Genomic DNA, 17,708 nt, shown 5'->3' on the forward strand with positions numbered 1-17,708 from the left:
ATAAATTTAACAGAAACGTAATATTCGCAAAAAGAATTCTTCTGAAAAATATTACCGAATTGAAACGGAATGTTTGCGATCGCATATTTATTGACGTACCGGCTTTTCTACATCTTCTTTTCTATACTTTTGTTTTGTTGCTTCTCCGCCTCTTAAATGACGAATAGACTTATGATAATCAAGAATTTCTTTCACTTCATTTGCGAGCTCTGGATTAATTTCTGGTAGACGTTCCGTTAAATCTTTATGGACTGTACTCTTTGATACCCCAAATTCCTTTGCAATGACACGCACTGTCTTTCTTGTCTCCACGATATACTTACCAATCTTGATAGTTCTCTCTTTGATGTAATCGTGCACACCACTCGCCTCCCTAAATTGGATGTGAGAAGGGTGAAATGAGCCTCGCTGCATACGACTAAGAAGTAAGTGTGAGTGCTGTTTGTAAGCGTTAAACATTCTTGGATTTATAATGAAATGATTCACGATTTCTCACCTCAAACACTCTCTTTGCTTTGGTTTATACCATTGTATTGCCCGCACTACTGATATATGCTACATGTTCACTATTTTTGCGGACTAAGTTAAGAAAAATTACATTTTTTTGTGAGAAATACGTTAACAGTGACTATTTTGGCGAAAAAAATGACACCTTGTATACAAGGCGTCATTCTTCTCGTTCTAACTCTTCTTCTAACAATTGATGGTGGGGAACCTCTTTCTTACCGGCAATGTAATAATATAAAGTAAATAAAACAAACAATAAAATAATAGCAGTCGACAGAACAAACAAAAATGACACAGTATCCCCTCCTTTTTGTAATATATATTCGTGAATCTCGTCATTTTTCCTTGTTATTGCAACTTTTTTCTCGAAATTGAGTATTTTTATATAGAAATAAAAAAATCAGCTCTCTATTGAGAACTGATTTTTTCACTTTCTTATTCTTGTGAAGAAGAACTGTTAGATGATTCTGTAGAACCATTTGTTGATTTTTCTTCTTTCTTCGGTTCTTCTTTTTTGTCACTAGTTGAACCGCTAGTTGATTTCTCTTCTTTTTGAGACTTGTCTTCTGTTTTACTTTCTGGTTTCGTGCTCGTTGACTTTTCTTCTTTTTGAGATTTGTCATCAGCTTTTTTACCAGAAGCGTTCGTTGCCTTTGCAGCACCTGCATCAGCTTTAATTTCTGCTACTGACTTATTTAAGTAGCGCTCAGGGTTCACAGCCACATTGTCTTTACGTACTTCAAAGTGAACGTGAGAACCTGCTTCTTTATTCATTGCACTTAGACCGGATTTTCCTAATACTTCACCTTGTACAACTCGTGCACCTTTTTCTACTTTCACACTGCCTAAGCTTTGATAAGAAGCTGCTACACCATTTCCGCTATCAACTGTTACAACATAACCAAGAAGTGAATCTTTTTCAGCTTTCGTTACTGTACCACTTAAAGCAGCTGTAACATTGAATTCTTTTCCATTCTTCGCAGCAATGTCAATTCCTTTGTTCGGGGAATATGTGTTGTTATAAAAGACAAGTGCTTTTTCTTGTTCCGCCTCAGTTGCTGCATCTTCATAGAACTTCTTCTGTACAACTACTTCCGCATTAGCAGGAGCTGGCATTTTCACTACTTCTGAAGACTTCGTTACTGGTACTGCTGGATCTTCCGTTTGTGTATACGGCGTTGCTTGATCTTGGTTCGGAGTCTTCTTCGGATTAGCTCCTTGGAACCATAGCGCAACCATTAAAATTACCGCTGCACAAGCAATGTATAGTGCCGGAAATACCCATCTTTTTTGAAATAAATGTACTACCTTTTGCGACTTTTTATTATTTCTTCCTCGCATTCCATCATCACCTCAGCAATCATTTTGAACAATATTCACGCATCCTATACAACCTATAACTAATTACTTTTCGACAAAATATGTAAAAATATGTATAAGAATTGTAAAATTTCCGAGGAAATGATAGAAAAAAGAAAAAACTGAGCTTTTTGGCTCAGTTTTTAGTCCATTTGTTTCTTTTTGTAAACTACAATACAAAGAATAATGGAAAGCACACACCAAATTATAATATTGATTAAATCACCACTAACAGTCGAAAATCCTTTTCCAGCCAGCAATTTCGGCATTGCGTCCGCAAGATGCTTCGTTGGAAGGAAATCGATTGCCTTTTTTACAAACTCACTTTTAATAAATCCGCCTAACATTGGAGCTAGAAAAAAAACAAATAGAATCGGCATACCTACTACTGATGTTGACGCCGTTGTTTTAGCTATTAATCCAATCCCCGTACCTAACATAAGGAAGAAAAATATACTAACAAGTAAAAATAGAGCAATTAAAACCATATTCCCCTTTATTACACCTAAAATCGCAAAGTTACTAATACAAATTACGAATGTAATAAGAGCTGTTAATGCGCTTTTTCCTAGCAATACTTCTAATGTTGATGCTGGAGATAACATCATTACACGTAGCGTTTGTTTTTCTTTTTCCTCCGCAATTAAAGCTGCTTGAACAAAGCTTCCTACCATTGTTAAAGCCATTAAAGTTACCATATTAGCGATTTGTTCTTTCGGTCCATCCATCTGTTGATAAACAAAAGAAAATACGAGTGGCAGTGCCGCCATTACGAGTACAGATGCATTTGCTTTAATATCCTGTACCTCTTTCCGAAAAATAGCTGAAAATCTTCTCATTGAAAATGTCATTATAATCCCCTCCCAGTAACTTCAATAAAGATATCGCCTAGCGTTGGTTCGTGTGAGTGAATGGATAGTAATTCACCTTTTTTCATCCATTCTGAAATACGTTTTGCACCTAATTCATCTTTTTGCACCACTTCTTTTTGCTTATCTTTTAATACGACTTGTATTTGATCTTTCGCGTATTGTAAGCGAAGGTTCTCTGGTGTATCAAGTGCTACAATTTCTCCGCCACATAGAAAGGCGATGCGGTTACAAAGCGTCTCTGCTTCTTCCATATTGTGAGTCGTTAAGAAAATCGTCGTTCCTTCTTTATTTAAATCTTTTAAGACTTTATGAATGTTTTGTACGTTAACTGGATCGAGTGCAGATGTTGGTTCGTCTAAGAAGAGGATATCTGGTTTATGAAGGATTGCTCTAGCTAATGTAACGCGCTGCTTCATTCCCTTTGATAGTTTCTTTACTAATGTTTTTTTATCATCTAATAAGTTTACTTGCGCTAGTACTTCATCGATTCGTTCTTTTTTGCAATCGTATAAGTCACAAAATAATAGTAGATTATCATAAATGCTAAGTCTCTCATATAAACCGCTGTTGTCTGTTAAAATACCAATTCGTTTATAATCGATGCTGCTTGGCCCTGTAATATCTTTCCCTAATACTTTTACCGTTCCAACGCTATGAAGTAATTGAGAAGTTAAAATTTTTACTGTTGTCGTTTTCCCAGAGCCACTCGGTCCGAGGAATCCGAAAATCTCTCCTTGCTTCACCTCAATATTTACATTTCGAAGTGCCGTTTTTTCATTGAAGCTTTTCATTACATCTTTCATTTCAATTGCCAATGTCATCTCGTCATCCCCTTTGTTTTTTCTTTTATAGATGAAAGTCGCTTTAGCGCTTTTCGTTTGTTTGTTTCGCTTTTCTTGACTCAATCATATGAAAATCAAAGGGTTTACGCAGTAAAATACCGGTAAAAGGAGTATTTTTACCGATGAATGGATCTTATTTTGAGCTTATTGGAGCACTTTTTATAGCCCAATTACACCTTTCAACTCATCCATTCGTCCTTTCGAAAGCGGGATTGAACTTTTTCTTTCGTCATCCAAAATTAAACTAAAGCTATTACGAGTCCACGTAATCACTTCTCGTACTCTTTGCAAATTTACAAGATACGAGCGATGACATCTAAAGAAACCAAAACCTGTTAATCTTGCTTCTAGTTCACTTAATGTTAATGCGCATACGAAATCCCCTTCACGAACGTGAATATGTGTTACTCCGTTTTGCGTTTCAATGAAATGGATTTCCATTGGGTCTAATAAGATGATTTTATCGTTTACTTTCGCTGGTATTCTTTCTAACTTCATTTGCGGAATCATTTGAACGACTTTTTCTTCATCGACCTCTTCTGCTTCCTCTTGTTCAATTTCTACTTTTTTCACACCATCATTGTTTAATATGTATACATCTTCTGTTAACGAAAGAGCGTCCGATAGGAAAGATGATGTAATAAAAATCGCCTTTCCTTGCTCTTTCATTTTCATAATTGCTTTTCGAATCACAATCGTACTCTCTGTATCTACATTTTGCTCTGGTTCTTCCAAAATAACTAAATCCGGATTATGAATCATAACTCGCCCAATATGAAGACGACGTTTCTCTGAAAATGATAGTTTTTCTATTTTAACGTTTAATTTATCTAAGAGGCCGACATATTGTACAACTTCTTCTATACTCATATTCGATTCATAGAGCCCTATTAAAAACTTAAAGTATTCCTTCACCTTCAAACGATCATATGCCTCATCTTTCAAAAAACAAAAGCCGATGCGAGAATAGTTTTTCTTTCCAATCGACTCTCCCTCAAATAGCACATTGCCAGTTGAAGCTTCTTCCGCACCAATAATAATACGGTGTAACACTTTAGCTGTATGGTTATTACATTGCAAAACAACACATTGCCCCTTCTCAACCTTCAGTTCAACTGCCGGTAACTGGTTCGTCTTACCTAATTGTTTCAACTCCAGTAGCGCCATTTTTTCTCCCCCAAATACTTTTTATCTTATTATACCAAACAATTAATGGAAAATTATGATATTTTAAACAAAAAGCAGGTGCCAGGAGACCCTGACACCTACTTCTTCACCATCAACTTACCTTCATAATCGTTCATCGTCTTTATTTCAACGCCTTTATAGTAATGAGCGACGATATCTGTATATTTCTTACCTTCCGCTGCCATGCCATTCGCGCCGTATTGGCTCATACCAACGCCGTGGCCGAAGCCTTTCGTCGTAACAATGATTTTATCTCCATCTTGTTTCCACGTGAAGTCAGAAGAGCGTAACTCTAATTTGTCACGTACATCTCTTCCGGTTAATGTTTTCCCTTGAAACGCTACTTCTTTTACACGTTTTCCTTCTGTACGCCCTTTAATATCACCAACTTTTCCGTCTGCTAGCACTTTCACACCGAGACGTTTTTGAAAATCAGCTACGGCAAAGGTTTGCTCGCTCGTAAATTTCGGAGAAGCTTGATCCCACGGGCTATCTACACTCTTTAAGTACGGATAATCATTTCCCCAATAATCAGCCGCATTTTCTGTCCGGCCATTACTCGTTGAGAAGAATGATGCTGAGATTGGCTTTCCGTCATACGTTAAAACTTGTCCTGCGGTTTTCGAAACAGCTTCTTCGATTTTCTTCAAATTATTTTCGTAGTTATTACCCCATTGTTTTTTCAATTCTTCTTTGCTTTTATACACTTGATCTTTCACCGTATCTGTCACGTCCGCATTGTTTTTCTTACCTCCGCTTAGCATACGCTGCACGACAAATGTTCTCGCTGCTAATGCCTGCGCCTTTAGCGCCTCTATTTCAAAACTGGCATTCATCTCAGAAGCTACTACACCGGTCACATACTCCTCCATAGGTAATGACTCTACCTTCTTTTGTTTCTCGCGATATACAGCAACTTGAACCGCTGTATCCACTTTTCCTGGAGCTGGTATACTTTCTATCGCTGGAGGAGTCTTAGAAGCTGCTTTTTCCTCTACTTTTGCTTTCGCAAACGGAATCACAAGAGCAGCAGGTACAATGATAACGAGCGCTATGAGAAGCGCTACTGTAATAAAAAGTGGCTTTGAAAATTTCATCTTATTTCCCCCAATATAAAGTGAAACTTTAATCAGTGGGGGTTTCCTTCATCCCCCACTGATTATTAGTTGAACCAATCGGGCTTTTATGGGCAGTTGATCCCCCACCTAACTTCTTTGCTTTTGCTGAATTTTGAGGTGGGGGTCTTACTGCCCATTAAAGCGGGATAAAAAAAGCTTTACTCCATTCATTCTTATGGAACAACTCTTTCTTTTAGAACATACTTAAGGGGGCCAATTTAAAACAAAAATTTTCTAAATATTTTCACTGGTACGTGCATAAGTATAGAATTTCTTGACTATAACAGTAATAAGCCCAAAAAAATAGCCCCTATGTCAAAAGACATAGAGACTATTTCAATTAAGCGTGAAGATCAGAAACTTCTTGTTCTTTCACTTCTTCTACTTTTTCGTTTACACGTTCAATAGTTGCACCTAATGCAGCTAATTTCTTATGGAAGTTTACATAGCCACGGTCAAGATGTTTTAACTCAGTTACACGAGTGTAACCTTCTGATACTAAACCAGCTAAGATTAATGCAGCTGCAGCACGTAAATCAGTTGCTGCTACTTCAGCACCTTGTAAGCTGTTTGGACCGTTCATAATAACAGAACGACCTTCGATTTTAATATCAGCATTCATACGACGGAATTCTTCAACGTGCATAAAGCGGTTTTCAAATACCGTTTCTGTAATCATACTTGTTCCATCAGCTTGTAGTAATAATGCCATCATTTGTGATTGCATGTCTGTTGGGAAACCTGGGTGAGGCATAGTTTTAATATCAACCGCTTTTAACTTATCTGGGCCGATAACACGTACACCTTCATTTTCCTCAATAATTTTAACACCCATTTCTTCCATCTTCGCTGTAATTGAGCGTAAATGTTCAGGCACAGCATTTTCAATTAAGATGTCTCCACCAGTAATTGCCGCTGCAACCATGAATGTTCCCGCTTCAATACGGTCAGGAATAATAGAGTGGTTTGCACCATATAATTTATCAACGCCTTCGATACGAATCGTTCCAGTTCCAGCTCCGCGTACTTTCGCTCCCATCGCATTTAAGAAGTTAGCTAAGTCAACGATTTCTGGTTCTTTCGCTGCGTTTTCAAGGATTGTTGTCCCTTTTGCTAATGTAGCTGCAGACATAATGTTTTCTGTCGCGCCCACGCTTGGGAAGTCTAAATAAATTTTAGCTCCTTTTAGTTCTCCCTCAACGTATGCCTCAACAAAACCGTTACCAACCTGTACTTTTGCTCCCATTGCTTCGAAGCCTTTTAAATGTTGGTCAATTGGACGTGAACCAATTGCACATCCACCAGGAAGTGCAATACGAGCACGACCGTTACGTGCTAATAAAGGTCCCATTACTTGAACAGATGCACGCATTTTACGTACATATTCAAATGGTGCTTCAATGTTTAGCTCTTTAGAAGCATCGATTGTTACTTGGTTATTTTCAAATACGACTTCAGCATTTAAATGACGTAATACCTCATTAATTGTGTATACATCAGACAAAACTGGTACTTCAGATAGTACATTCTTTCCATCACTCGCTAATAGGGCTGCAGCGATTATAGGTAATACAGCATTTTTTGCGCCCTCAACACGCACTGTGCCGTTTAACCGCTTTCCGCCACGGACGATGATCTTTTCCAAATTATTCCCCTCCGTGTCCTTTTTTCAGTATCTATTCACTCAATACTCAGAAGTTATGATCGGTGTGCCAACCACAATTGTATCTTTGTTGTCTGTAGAACGTATTGCTATTTGCACATTTATTTTCTCTCTATTTGTTGAAAGAGCGTCATCCCACTTTTTATTGTATGCGGAGACTGACACAAATGCTCTTTCTTCTATCTGTTCGATCGCTCTTGCTGAAAGATCTTTCAAAACCTGATTGGTTTTATTTTGCAAAACACCTTCAATCTTATCATTCAGTGCACCTTGAACACAAGTGTAAATTATAGGTTTTTCACTAAAAATTTTATTCGTTTTCTGAATGTACTTCGGGTCCCATTTTGCCCCGCTCACTTCAAAAATAATGAAAGTGTTTTCTTTAGTATTTTCCTTACTCCAAGTTACTACTACTCGTTCTTCATAAGAAGAAAACTTTTTATAGGATGTAGCTTTATATCCATCTGGAGATTGCTCTAATTCCCACTTTTGAATATTTGCCTTGTCCTTCACATCGTTTAACAACTTTTGAAACGTATGTATATTAGAAATCGTTTTTGTTTCTCGTGCTAGCCATGACCATTTCTCTACTTTAGCATCATTTTTCTCTACAGCTGCGATCATGCTCTCCATCTTCTGTTCATCGCTCATTGGTTTCATCTCTCTATACCCAACCAAAAATAAAACAACACTTAATGCAACAATAAGAATGGCTTTAAGCTTCAATTTCATCCCCTCCTATCCCCATTGTTAACGGAGATATGAGGTTCTATACACTTACTTTACTAAATACGTTAAACTCTTTGAATAGCCTAAATAATCAAGGAAAAAGTTACTTACAGATGTCCCAATTGCAATTGTAATTAAGATGAGTAATACTCTCGTCTGCATCACCTTTCCAGGCTTCATTAAACGCTCAATGTGAATACCTTGTAAGGCCCACCACGTAATGGTAATAAACAATAAATGCGAAACGATGGCAATCAGTGCTTGTTGCCCTAAAAGATGTGCCAAAAAACCGACTCCTTTTACCTAGCTACTACTTACGAAATCATATAAAAACGATACCATAATAAGTAGGAGCCACACTTTTTCAAATACAAATAAGCATCTTACATTTTACATCGTAATTTTCTTTTTAAAAGCGTATACTTATATGCATTTTCAATCGTAGTTCACACAAAATAAAAAGCGCAGAGTAACGACTCCACACCTTTTATTTTCACTATTGTACCACGTTCCCTAAGAAGAAGAAATCTTTCATTAATGGAAAATATTCATAAAAGAAATTGTACCCAATCATCGGCATAATCCCTAGTATTACAATTGAAATTGCGCAAAGGCTCATCACAACCTTTATATTGAGTGGCAAACGAATTTTCTCTTCTACTTCTCCCGTACGGAAGAACATTTGCTGTAAAATACGGAAATAATATACGAATGAAATGACTGTCGTCCCCATCATAATAGAAGCTAGTACGTAATGAGCTGGCTCTACATGAAGGGCCCCTAAAAAGATGTTAATTTTCCCGATGAAACCAACTGTTCCTGGTATCCCCGCTAGCGATAAAATAAAAATCGTCATCACGATTGCTGTAAATGGCGACCTTTTATATAATCCGGTGAAAATGGTGATGTTTTCTTTGTCGCTTTGTAAGATTAAGCCGTGGATAATTGCAAACGCGCCTATATTCATAAGCATGTACGCAAGCATGTAAAACCACATGCTATCCATCGTAAATGGTGATAATGCTACAAGCGGTACGAGTAAATATCCTGCATGCGCGATTCCTGAATAAGCAAATAGGCGTTTTACGTTATATTGCTTTAATGCGACTACATTTCCAATAATCATCGTAATACTAGCTAGCACAGCGATGTATATGCTCATACGTCCGTATAAAGATTGCGTGTCTCCTTGCACCGATACACTTGCAAAAACCATGAGGAACAAACGAATAATGAGTAAGAACCCCGCAATTTTAGAAATGGTTCCAAGAAAAGCAGTAACAGGTGTAGCCGCTCCCTCATATACATCAGGCGCCCACATATGAAACGGCACTGTCGCAATTTTGAATGAGAGCCCAACGAGTAATAATAGAAATGCAAGAGCTAGCAATAACTGAATGCCACCAGCCAGTTCCCCAGCAAATACCTTTTGCATATCCACAATATTAGTTGATCCTGTAATGCCGTATAAATAACTCATTCCAAAGAGCGTAATTGCCGTTCCAATTCCTCCATTAATGACATATTTCATTGCCGCCTCATTTGATGCACGGTTCTTTTTTCGTATTCCTACTAAAATGTAGGAAGAAAGTGAAAGCAATTCTAAACCGACGAAAAGTGTAATGAAATCAACGCTAGAAGCCATAAACATCGCCCCAAGAAGCGCCATTAAAAATAAATAATAATATTCTCCCTTATCTTCAATTGGATTTTTCTTATCATCGCTCATTGCGATGCATAAAATGAGGGCCGCCCCGCCTAACAACAACGTTTTAAATCCTTTTGAAAATCCATCTAACACAAACGATCCATTTAAAATATCTCCCGTTGGTTCGCTATATAGCGTAATTAGCGACACGATTGCTAACACGACCGCCGCGATTGCACCAAGTGCTACGTATCTATGGTTCAGCTTAAAAAACAAATCACATATGGAAAGAAGGATGGCAGCCCCGAGAATAATGAATTCTGGCACCATGAGATGCCACGATAAGCTAAGTAACGTATTCATATCCATCCTACTTCACCCCCAATGTTTTCAATGTATTTTGAAGCGGATCCCCTAGTATTTCTGGCATTACGCCAATTGCAATAATGCAAAAGATAAGTAGCAATATAGGAACATACTCCCAACCGTGTATATCAGCTTTCGCTTCCCACTCTTTCTTACCAAATGTTACTTGCAGCGTTGCTCTTAATACGTATACAGCGGTTAAAATGATGCCAAGTACTCCGGCCGCTGCAATAACTGGCTCTCCTTGGAATAAACCGAGAAAGGCAAGAAATTCGCTAACAAATCCGGACATCCCCGGCAATCCAAGCGATGCCATTCCTCCCGCTAAGAAGAATCCGCTAAGTACCGGTACACTTTTTGCAAGTCCGCCAAGCGCTGTAATATCCGACGTTCCAAAGCGTTGTTCTATAACACCAAGTAAGAAAAAGAGTAAGGCCGCAATTAAACCGTGCGAAACAACTTGGAATAGAGCACCTTGTGTACCTGGTGCATTTAACGCCCCAAGGCCCATTAATACAATACCCATATGTGAAATACTAGAGTAAGCAAGCACCTTCCGGAAGTCCGTTTGAATGAGCGCCAAGAAGGCTCCATACAATAAATTGATGACTCCTAAAATCGCAATGAGCGTTGCAAACTCGCGAAAGTATTCCGGGAATAATTCCTGTCCGAAGCGGATTATACCGTATGCTCCAATCTTCAGTAAAACACCTGCATGAAGCATAACTACAGCCGGATGTGCTTCAATATGTACATTGACCATCCAGCGATGTAACGGGAAAACGGGTAGTTTAATCGCAAAAGCGATCATTATGCTAAGAAACAAGCCGAACTGTAAGCTATTTGGGACAGCCATTCCTCCGCCAGCACCTACACTCGTTAATATTTCTTTAAGCTCTGTAATATTGGTTGTACCTGTTTTCGCAAATAAAACCGAGAAAACGATGAGCAAAATAGCGGAGCCAATACCGTTATATATTAAATAACTATAAGCAGCCTTTTCACTCGACAATTTCCCCCACTTCCCAATTAATAAAAACATCGGTGGCAATGTAATTTCAAAGAAGATAAAGAACAACATTAAATTTTGAGCAGCGAAGACACCGAGCATCCCTATTTCTAACATGAGTAACAGCATATAAAATGCTTTCAAGTTTCTTTTAATAGTAAATGCTGCAATTGCTGCAAGCATCGCTAGAAGGGCCGTCAGTACCATCATAACGAGCGATAAACCATCAATACCAAGCTCGTAATAAATGGAAAACCACCTTTTATCCACCGCTGCAAAATCCCCAAATGTAATCCATTTCACTTTTTCATCAAAGAGAGACAAACTCTTTCCAGAAGCATATGTACAAGCGAGGACGATAGCCATTCCGAATGGAAGCACCGTTCCAAATAAACCGAGCGCTCGCACTGTACGCGATTCTTTTTTCGGTGTGAATGCAAGTAAGAGAATTCCTAAAAGCGGGGAAAAAATGAAGAACGTTAATAACAAATCATTCATCGTAAATCCCCTCCCGTATAGAGCAAAATAATGAAGAGTACTGCCAGTGAAACAGCTGTTACAGTCCCGTACACTTGTACATTTCCGTTTTGGAGTCTAGAGCCAATTGTACTTATCCCTTTCACTAAACTCCCTATTAAAACGGCAATTCCTTCGACTACATACACTTCAAATAGGCGAAGCACATGAGCGATTCCTTTCGTAATAGGGAGCACCGTCATATTGTATAGTTCATCCACATAATATTTTTCTTTCAAAAGTTTATAAAGAGGCGAGTCCTCGCCACCAGCCCAATCTCTAGAAATAGATTTCTTGCCATATATGACATATGCAAGAGCAATCCCTGTCAAAGAAACGAGCGTCGCAACAATCATAATCCAAACTGGCCCGTGCCCCTCTCGCACTTTAAACGCTACATCTTTCGTAAGCCAATCTCCGAGAAACGTTCCAAACCACGGTGTATTTATATAGCCTGCCACGACTGCAAGAACGCCAAGGACAATCATCGGATACGTCATGATGCGGGGCGATTCATGCACATCTTCCTTCGTCTTCGCTTCCCCCGTAAAGACAAGAAAGTATAGGCGGAACATGTAGAACGCTGTTAGGAATGCTGCAAGTATCGCTAAGACGAATAAAACGTAATTGCCGTTCATCCAAGCTGCCGCTAAAATTTCATCTTTACTAAAGAAGCCGGAAAGGAGTGGCACACCACTAATTGCAAGAGTACCGATTAAAAATAAGGCACCCGTTACTTTCATCTTCTTCTGTAAACCGCCCATTTTATTAATGTTTTGCGTATGCACTGCATGAATGACACTTCCTGCTGCCAAAAATAGTAATGCTTTAAAAAAAGCGTGTGTCGTTAAATGGAACACACCAGCTACATAACCGGCAGATCCTAGTGCAAGCATCATATACCCGAGCTGGCTAACTGTAGAATAAGCAAGTACTCTCTTTATATCCGTTTGTACAAGACCGATGGAAGCTGCAAAGATTGCAGTGAAAGCTCCAACAATTGCTACCGTCTGCATCGCCACCACACTTGCTGAAAATAGCGGAAACATCGTTGCCACTAAATATACGCCAGCGGCGACCATTGTCGCCGCATGAATAAGTGCCGAAACAGGCGTCGGCCCTTCCATTGCATCTGGTAACCACGTATGAAGCGGGAACTGACCTGATTTCCCCATCGCCCCGATAAAAATTAATATCGCCGTTATTGTAATCATTGTCGGAGTAAGATCACCCGTATGAATCGCTCTAAAAATTGCGTCATATTCAAAACTACCTGCATGCCAGAAAATTAAGATCATCCCAATAAATAAACCGACATCGCCAATACGAGTCATAATAAAAGCTTTTTTCGCAGCAGCCTTCGCTTCTTCTTTAAAGAAATAAAAACCGATGAGTAAAAATGAACCAAGGCCGACTAACTCCCAAAATATATAAAGCTGTAATAAATTCGGTGATATAACAAGCCCGAGCATCGCAAATGTAAAGAGTCCTAAATAGGCATAAAAGATTGGTAATCTTTCCTCACCTTTCATATAACCTTTCGAATACACGTGTACAAGTAAACTCACAAGTGTAACGATAAACAGCATTAAAGCCCCTAATGCTGTCACTTCAAAGCCAAATGATATATCAATATCTCCAGCTCTAAGCCATACCCACTTATGCTTCACTGGTACTGTCGAAAACCGTTCTATTAATACAAGTACCGCAAATATAAAGGAGAGAAAGACGAAGAAAATACTAAGTACACTGCTTCCTTCTCTAATTTTCTTCCCGAATATAATTAATAACAAAAACGAAACAAGCGGGAAAAGCGGTATGAGCCATGCATAATCGATCATTGTTTCCTTCCCCCTTTTCGGTCACAATGTTATCCTTTAAGCGTATCCATTTCATCTACATGAACTGTCGTACGATTACGATATAAAGCAATTAAAATGGCGAGTCCTACCGCCGCCTCCGCTGCTGCTACGGCCATCGTAAACAGAGAGAAAATTTGCCCTGTTAAATTTGGGAACAAACCTAATTTACTAAACGCTACTAAATTTAAATTGGCTGCGTTCAGCATTAATTCAATACAAACTAATACAATCACTGTATTGCGCTTCGTTAAAGCTCCAAACAAACCGATGCAAAACAAAATAATCGCAAGCGTTAAATATGCAGAAGCAGGAACGCTACTCATTGGAATCCTCCTCTTTCTCATCCTTCTTCGCAAGAATAATTGCGCCAACAAGTGCTACAAGTAAAATAACTGAGGTTAGCTCAAATGGAATAATATATTTTGAATAGAGAAGTGTACCGATTTGAAGTGTGTTTTTTTCATGGAGAGGTAAACTTCCTTGTGTGCTTTCATTTGCAAAATCAATATTGTTAACAGCGAAATACATAACTGCCCCAAATGCTACAACCGCAAAGAAGATAATCCATTTTCGAAGAGTAAGACGTGATTCATTTTCTGCGTTATGTTTCGTTAACATAATGCCAAAAATCATAATAATTGTGATCGCACCCGAGTAAAGTAAAATTTGTGCAACCCCGATAAATTCAGCTGATAAAAGAAAGTACAAACCTGCAATGCTGAGAAATGTTAGAACGAGAGCTAGCATCATATGCATGACCTTCGTTAAATTCAACATAAGAACGCCGCCGATAATTGCAGACAAGGATAGTATAAAGAATGCTATAAACTCGCCATTCATGCTTTATTCTCCTTCCTGACGTTTTCGTCGTTTTCATCAAGCCACTGCAAATTTTTGAATAAGTCATCCCGTGAATATTCCGCGAGTTCAAAGTTATTTGTCATAACGATCGCCTCTGTCGGACAAACTTCTGTACATAAATCACAAAGAATACAAATTTCAAAATTAATATCGTACGTATCGATAATTTTTCCTTTTTTCGTAGGATCCGGATGTTTTTTCCCCGTTAACTGAATACAGTCTGTCGGACAAATATTGGAGCACTGGTTACAAACAATACACTTTTCTGGATAAAACTTTTGAATCCCTCGAAAACGATCTGGCAATGGCAACGGTTGATTCGGATAATCATACGTCACTTTCTTTTTACTCAAATTGCTTAATGTATATTTTAGTCCTTTAAATAGCCCTTTCATCTCTTACTGGCACCCCCCTCATAGATTAGAAGAATAACTCCTTAATCAATGCCGTTAAGAAAATATTTGCAAGTGCAATTGGCAATAATACTTTCCAGCCAAACTCCATTAACTGATCACCTCTTATACGCGGAAACGTAACGCGGAACCAAATTAACAGAAAAACTACACTGCTAAACTTTAAAGCAAACCATACGGCACCTGGGATGAATCCAAGGAACATAACTGGATTCCATCCGCCTAAAAAGAGCACAGTAATTAAAGATGCCATCCCGAAGAAATATACGTACTCTGAAAGCATGAAAAACGCCCAGCGAAACCCCGAGTATTCCGTATGATATCCAGAAACAAGCTCCGACTCAGCTTCTGGTAAATCAAACGGCGTCCTATTTAACTCTGCTACCGCTGCGATTAAAAATACGACGAAACCGATTGGTTGCACGAAAATGTACCAAACATTCTCCTGCGCTGCTACGATTTCATTTAAATTTAGGCTACCAGCTAACAAAACGATCCCGATTACACTCATTACGAGCGGAATTTCATAAGAAATCATTTGCGCCGCTGCACGCATCCCTCCTAAAAGGGAATATTTATTATTCGATGCCCATCCTCCGGTTACGACACCAATCGTCGTAATGCCAGAAACAGCAATGTAATACAGTAAGCCTACGCCAATATCTGCGAACTGAAATTTATCAGTAAACGGGATAACTGCAAGAACCATAAATGCTGGCGCAAATGCAATGACAGGCGCTAATATAAACAACGGTTTATCTGCCGCCTTCGGAATACTATCCTCTTTCAGTAATAGTTTTAAAACATCGGCTACCGTTTGCAGCAGACCAAACCGGCCTCCAACTTGGTTTGGCCCAATCCGCCCTTGCATAAACCCCATCACTTTCCGCTCTGCCAAAATACCATATGTAACGAAGCCAAGGACTGCAAATAGTAGCAGCACCGCTAATCCGAAAAAAATGAAGAAATTCGTCCAGCTAGAAGGTGATTGTAAGAGCGTTTCAATCATTAGCCATCAACCTCCCCAAGTACAATATCCACTCCACCTAAAATCGTAATTAAATTGGCGATGTTTTCACCTTTCAATAACTTCGGTAAAATTTGCAAATTGTAAAAAGACGGCCTGCGAAACTTCAAACGGTATGGCTCTTTCTTTCCGTCACTAGCAATATAGCAACCAATCTCTCCTCGCGGCGACTCTATACGGACGAATGCTTCCCCTTTAGGAGCCTTAATAATCTTCGGTACTTTCGCAAGTACTGCTCCTTCTTTCGGGAACTGCTGGACAGCTTGCTCGACAATTTTTAACGACTCCTCAATTTCCTTCATGCGGCAAACGTAGCGATCCCAAGCATCCCCCACGCTCCCAACAGGAATATCGAAATCAAAACGGTCGTAAATGGAGTACGGTTCATCCTTGCGAAGATCCCAGTTTACTCCGGTGCACCGCAAATTCGCTCCGCTTAAAGAATACGAAATTGCATCTTCTTCGCTATATATACCAACGCCTTTTACACGATTTAAGAAAATCTCATTGCCACTAACGAGATCATGGTAACCCGCCAATTGCTCTCTCATATACGGAACAAATTCTTCCACTTTTTCAATCCAACCATCCGGCGCATCCCACTTTACACCGCCGACTCTCATATAGTTAAAAGTAAGCCGGGCACCGCATAATTCGTTTAATAAATTAATAATCATCTCCCGCTCACGGAACGCGTATAAAAACGGGCTGACCGCTCCTATATCGAGAAGATTTGTCCCCCACCAAACGAGATGACTCGCAATCCTTCCAAGTTCCATTGCAAGTACTCGCAAGTATTCAGCTCGCTCTGGGATTTCAAGCCCCATCATCGTCTCTACAGCGTGGCAAATGACGTAATTATTCGTCATAGCCGATAAATAGTCCATCCGATCTGTATAAGGGATAATTTGCGTATACTGTAAGCTCTCTGCAATCTTTTCGGTCCCGCGATGCAAATATCCAATAACCGGTGTAGCTTCTTTAATAATTTCCCCGTCAATTTTAATAACAAGCCTGAACACACCGTGTGTACTCGGATGCTGAGGACCTACATTCAAAAGCATTTCTTCCGTACGGATCATTTAGCTACACCTCCACATCATACGGTTCATAATCTTTTCTAAGCGGATGTCCTATCCAATCATCGGGCATTAAAATACGCGATAAATTCGGATGTCCCTTAAATACAATGCCGAGCAAATCATACGCTTCCCGCTCTGGCCAGTCCGCCCCTTTCCAAAGCGGCGTCACCGATTCTACTTGCGGCGCTTCCCGATCCAGCTTCACCTTTACCGCTACTGACTGTTTCTTTCCATATGAAAATAAATGAACATACACTTCCATATGTGTCACAAAATCCGTCGCATGTAACTCTGACATATAATCAAATGCAAGTTCCTCATGGGATCGCAGTAACTCCATTACTTCATAATATTTTGAGGGCTCCACTACAAGAGTTGGTACATCTTTGGAAAGTTTATTAATGTAGCAATCTACTAAAGCATCCTCTCCTACTTTTCCCTTAATAACTTCAACATACTGATTTAAATACGGTTGATTCACGGATAGCTCTTCCTGCTTCGCTTCCTCTTCCTTCTTACCTTCAGCACCCTCCATCTTCGCCCTTGCAGCCGCTGCCGCTTTCGCCTTCGCTGCTGCAATTGCCTTCGCCTTTTCATCTCCCGAATCCCCATCACCTTGCGAAGCTTTCTGCTTTGCTAGCGCCGC

General features: G+C 39.3%; 19 protein-coding genes. All 19 read right to left on the bottom strand.

Going from position 1 to position 17,708, the window contains the following annotated elements:
- Positions 1–87: 87 nt before the first annotated feature.
- Entirely contained in the window at positions 88–360 is a 273-nt protein-coding gene (spoIIID, locus tag MR083_RS17235) for a sporulation transcriptional regulator SpoIIID (protein WP_000544012.1), read from the bottom strand.
- 307 nt (positions 361–667) lie between these two features.
- A complete protein-coding gene (locus tag MR083_RS17240; RefSeq protein WP_000008903.1) occupies positions 668–802 on the bottom strand; it encodes a hypothetical protein in 135 nt (44 codons plus the stop codon).
- 140 nt (positions 803–942) lie between these two features.
- Positions 943–1,848 carry a stage II sporulation protein SpoIIQ gene (locus MR083_RS17245; protein ID WP_001214941.1) on the bottom strand — a complete coding sequence of 302 codons (906 nt, stop codon included), beginning with the start codon at positions 1,846–1,848 and terminating at the stop codon, positions 943–945.
- Between the two features lie 161 nt (positions 1,849–2,009).
- Positions 2,010–2,717 (bottom strand): ABC transporter permease, encoded by a 708-nt coding sequence (locus MR083_RS17250; protein ID WP_000144429.1) that lies wholly within the window; start codon positions 2,715–2,717, stop codon positions 2,010–2,012.
- The gene (locus MR083_RS17255; RefSeq protein WP_000170842.1) at positions 2,717–3,559 is read right to left on the bottom strand and encodes an ABC transporter ATP-binding protein; all 843 of its coding nucleotides are present in this window, start codon (positions 3,557–3,559) and stop codon (positions 2,717–2,719) included. The genes MR083_RS17250 and MR083_RS17255 overlap by 1 nt, the downstream gene beginning before the upstream one ends.
- Before the next feature lie 180 nt (positions 3,560–3,739).
- Positions 3,740–4,747, bottom strand: a complete 1,008-nt coding sequence (locus MR083_RS17260; RefSeq protein WP_242269637.1) for a LytTR family transcriptional regulator DNA-binding domain-containing protein — start codon at positions 4,745–4,747, stop codon at positions 3,740–3,742.
- A gap of 98 nt (positions 4,748–4,845) precedes the next feature.
- Positions 4,846–5,865 carry a stage II sporulation protein D gene (gene spoIID / locus MR083_RS17265; protein ID WP_242269638.1) on the bottom strand — a complete coding sequence of 340 codons (1,020 nt, stop codon included), beginning with the start codon at positions 5,863–5,865 and terminating at the stop codon, positions 4,846–4,848.
- A 361-nt stretch (positions 5,866–6,226) separates the two neighbouring features.
- Positions 6,227–7,531, bottom strand: a complete 1,305-nt coding sequence (gene murA, locus MR083_RS17270; protein WP_000411263.1) for a UDP-N-acetylglucosamine 1-carboxyvinyltransferase — start codon at positions 7,529–7,531, stop codon at positions 6,227–6,229.
- A 39-nt stretch (positions 7,532–7,570) separates the two neighbouring features.
- Positions 7,571–8,275 (bottom strand): YwmB family TATA-box binding protein, encoded by a 705-nt coding sequence (locus MR083_RS17275; RefSeq protein WP_373696331.1) that lies wholly within the window; start codon positions 8,273–8,275, stop codon positions 7,571–7,573.
- A 51-nt stretch (positions 8,276–8,326) separates the two neighbouring features.
- Positions 8,327–8,563: a DUF1146 family protein gene (locus MR083_RS17280; protein WP_000940742.1), complete on the bottom strand. Its 237-nt coding sequence runs from the start codon at positions 8,561–8,563 to the stop codon at positions 8,327–8,329.
- Positions 8,564–8,774: 211 nt separating this feature from the next.
- A complete protein-coding gene (gene nuoN, locus MR083_RS17285) occupies positions 8,775–10,289 on the bottom strand; it encodes an NADH-quinone oxidoreductase subunit NuoN (RefSeq protein ID WP_396022305.1) in 1,515 nt (504 codons plus the stop codon).
- 7 nt (positions 10,290–10,296) lie between these two features.
- A complete protein-coding gene (locus MR083_RS17290) occupies positions 10,297–11,799 on the bottom strand; it encodes an NADH-quinone oxidoreductase subunit M (protein ID WP_242269640.1) in 1,503 nt (500 codons plus the stop codon).
- On the bottom strand, positions 11,796–13,658 hold the full coding sequence (gene nuoL, locus MR083_RS17295; protein ID WP_242269641.1) for an NADH-quinone oxidoreductase subunit L: 1,863 nt from the start codon (positions 13,656–13,658) through the stop codon (positions 11,796–11,798). Before nuoL ends, MR083_RS17290 begins: the two co-directional genes overlap by 4 nt.
- Positions 13,659–13,687: 29 nt before the next feature.
- A complete protein-coding gene (nuoK, locus tag MR083_RS17300) occupies positions 13,688–14,002 on the bottom strand; it encodes an NADH-quinone oxidoreductase subunit NuoK (protein ID WP_000100078.1) in 315 nt (104 codons plus the stop codon).
- Entirely contained in the window at positions 13,995–14,519 is a 525-nt protein-coding gene (locus MR083_RS17305; RefSeq protein WP_001012803.1) for an NADH-quinone oxidoreductase subunit J, read from the bottom strand. Before MR083_RS17305 ends, nuoK begins: the two co-directional genes overlap by 8 nt.
- Positions 14,516–14,935 (bottom strand): NADH-quinone oxidoreductase subunit NuoI, encoded by a 420-nt coding sequence (gene nuoI / locus MR083_RS17310; RefSeq protein WP_000677191.1) that lies wholly within the window; start codon positions 14,933–14,935, stop codon positions 14,516–14,518. Before nuoI ends, MR083_RS17305 begins: the two co-directional genes overlap by 4 nt.
- 25 nt (positions 14,936–14,960) lie before the next feature.
- Positions 14,961–15,962 carry an NADH-quinone oxidoreductase subunit NuoH gene (gene nuoH / locus MR083_RS17315; protein ID WP_000573430.1) on the bottom strand — a complete coding sequence of 334 codons (1,002 nt, stop codon included), beginning with the start codon at positions 15,960–15,962 and terminating at the stop codon, positions 14,961–14,963.
- Complete coding sequence (gene nuoD, locus MR083_RS17320) at positions 15,962–17,062, bottom strand: NADH-quinone oxidoreductase subunit NuoD (RefSeq protein WP_000621448.1); 1,101 nt, start codon at positions 17,060–17,062, stop codon at positions 15,962–15,964. The genes nuoH and nuoD overlap by 1 nt, the downstream gene beginning before the upstream one ends.
- A 4-nt stretch (positions 17,063–17,066) precedes the next feature.
- On the bottom strand, positions 17,067–17,708 hold a 642-nt coding region (locus MR083_RS17325; protein ID WP_242269642.1), incomplete at its 5' end, for an NADH-quinone oxidoreductase subunit C.

Origin of the sequence: Bacillus cereus group sp. BfR-BA-01408, assembly GCF_022663305.1 — a bacterium.
In the GTDB taxonomy this organism is placed as follows: domain Bacteria; phylum Bacillota; class Bacilli; order Bacillales; family Bacillaceae_G; genus Bacillus_A; species Bacillus_A pacificus.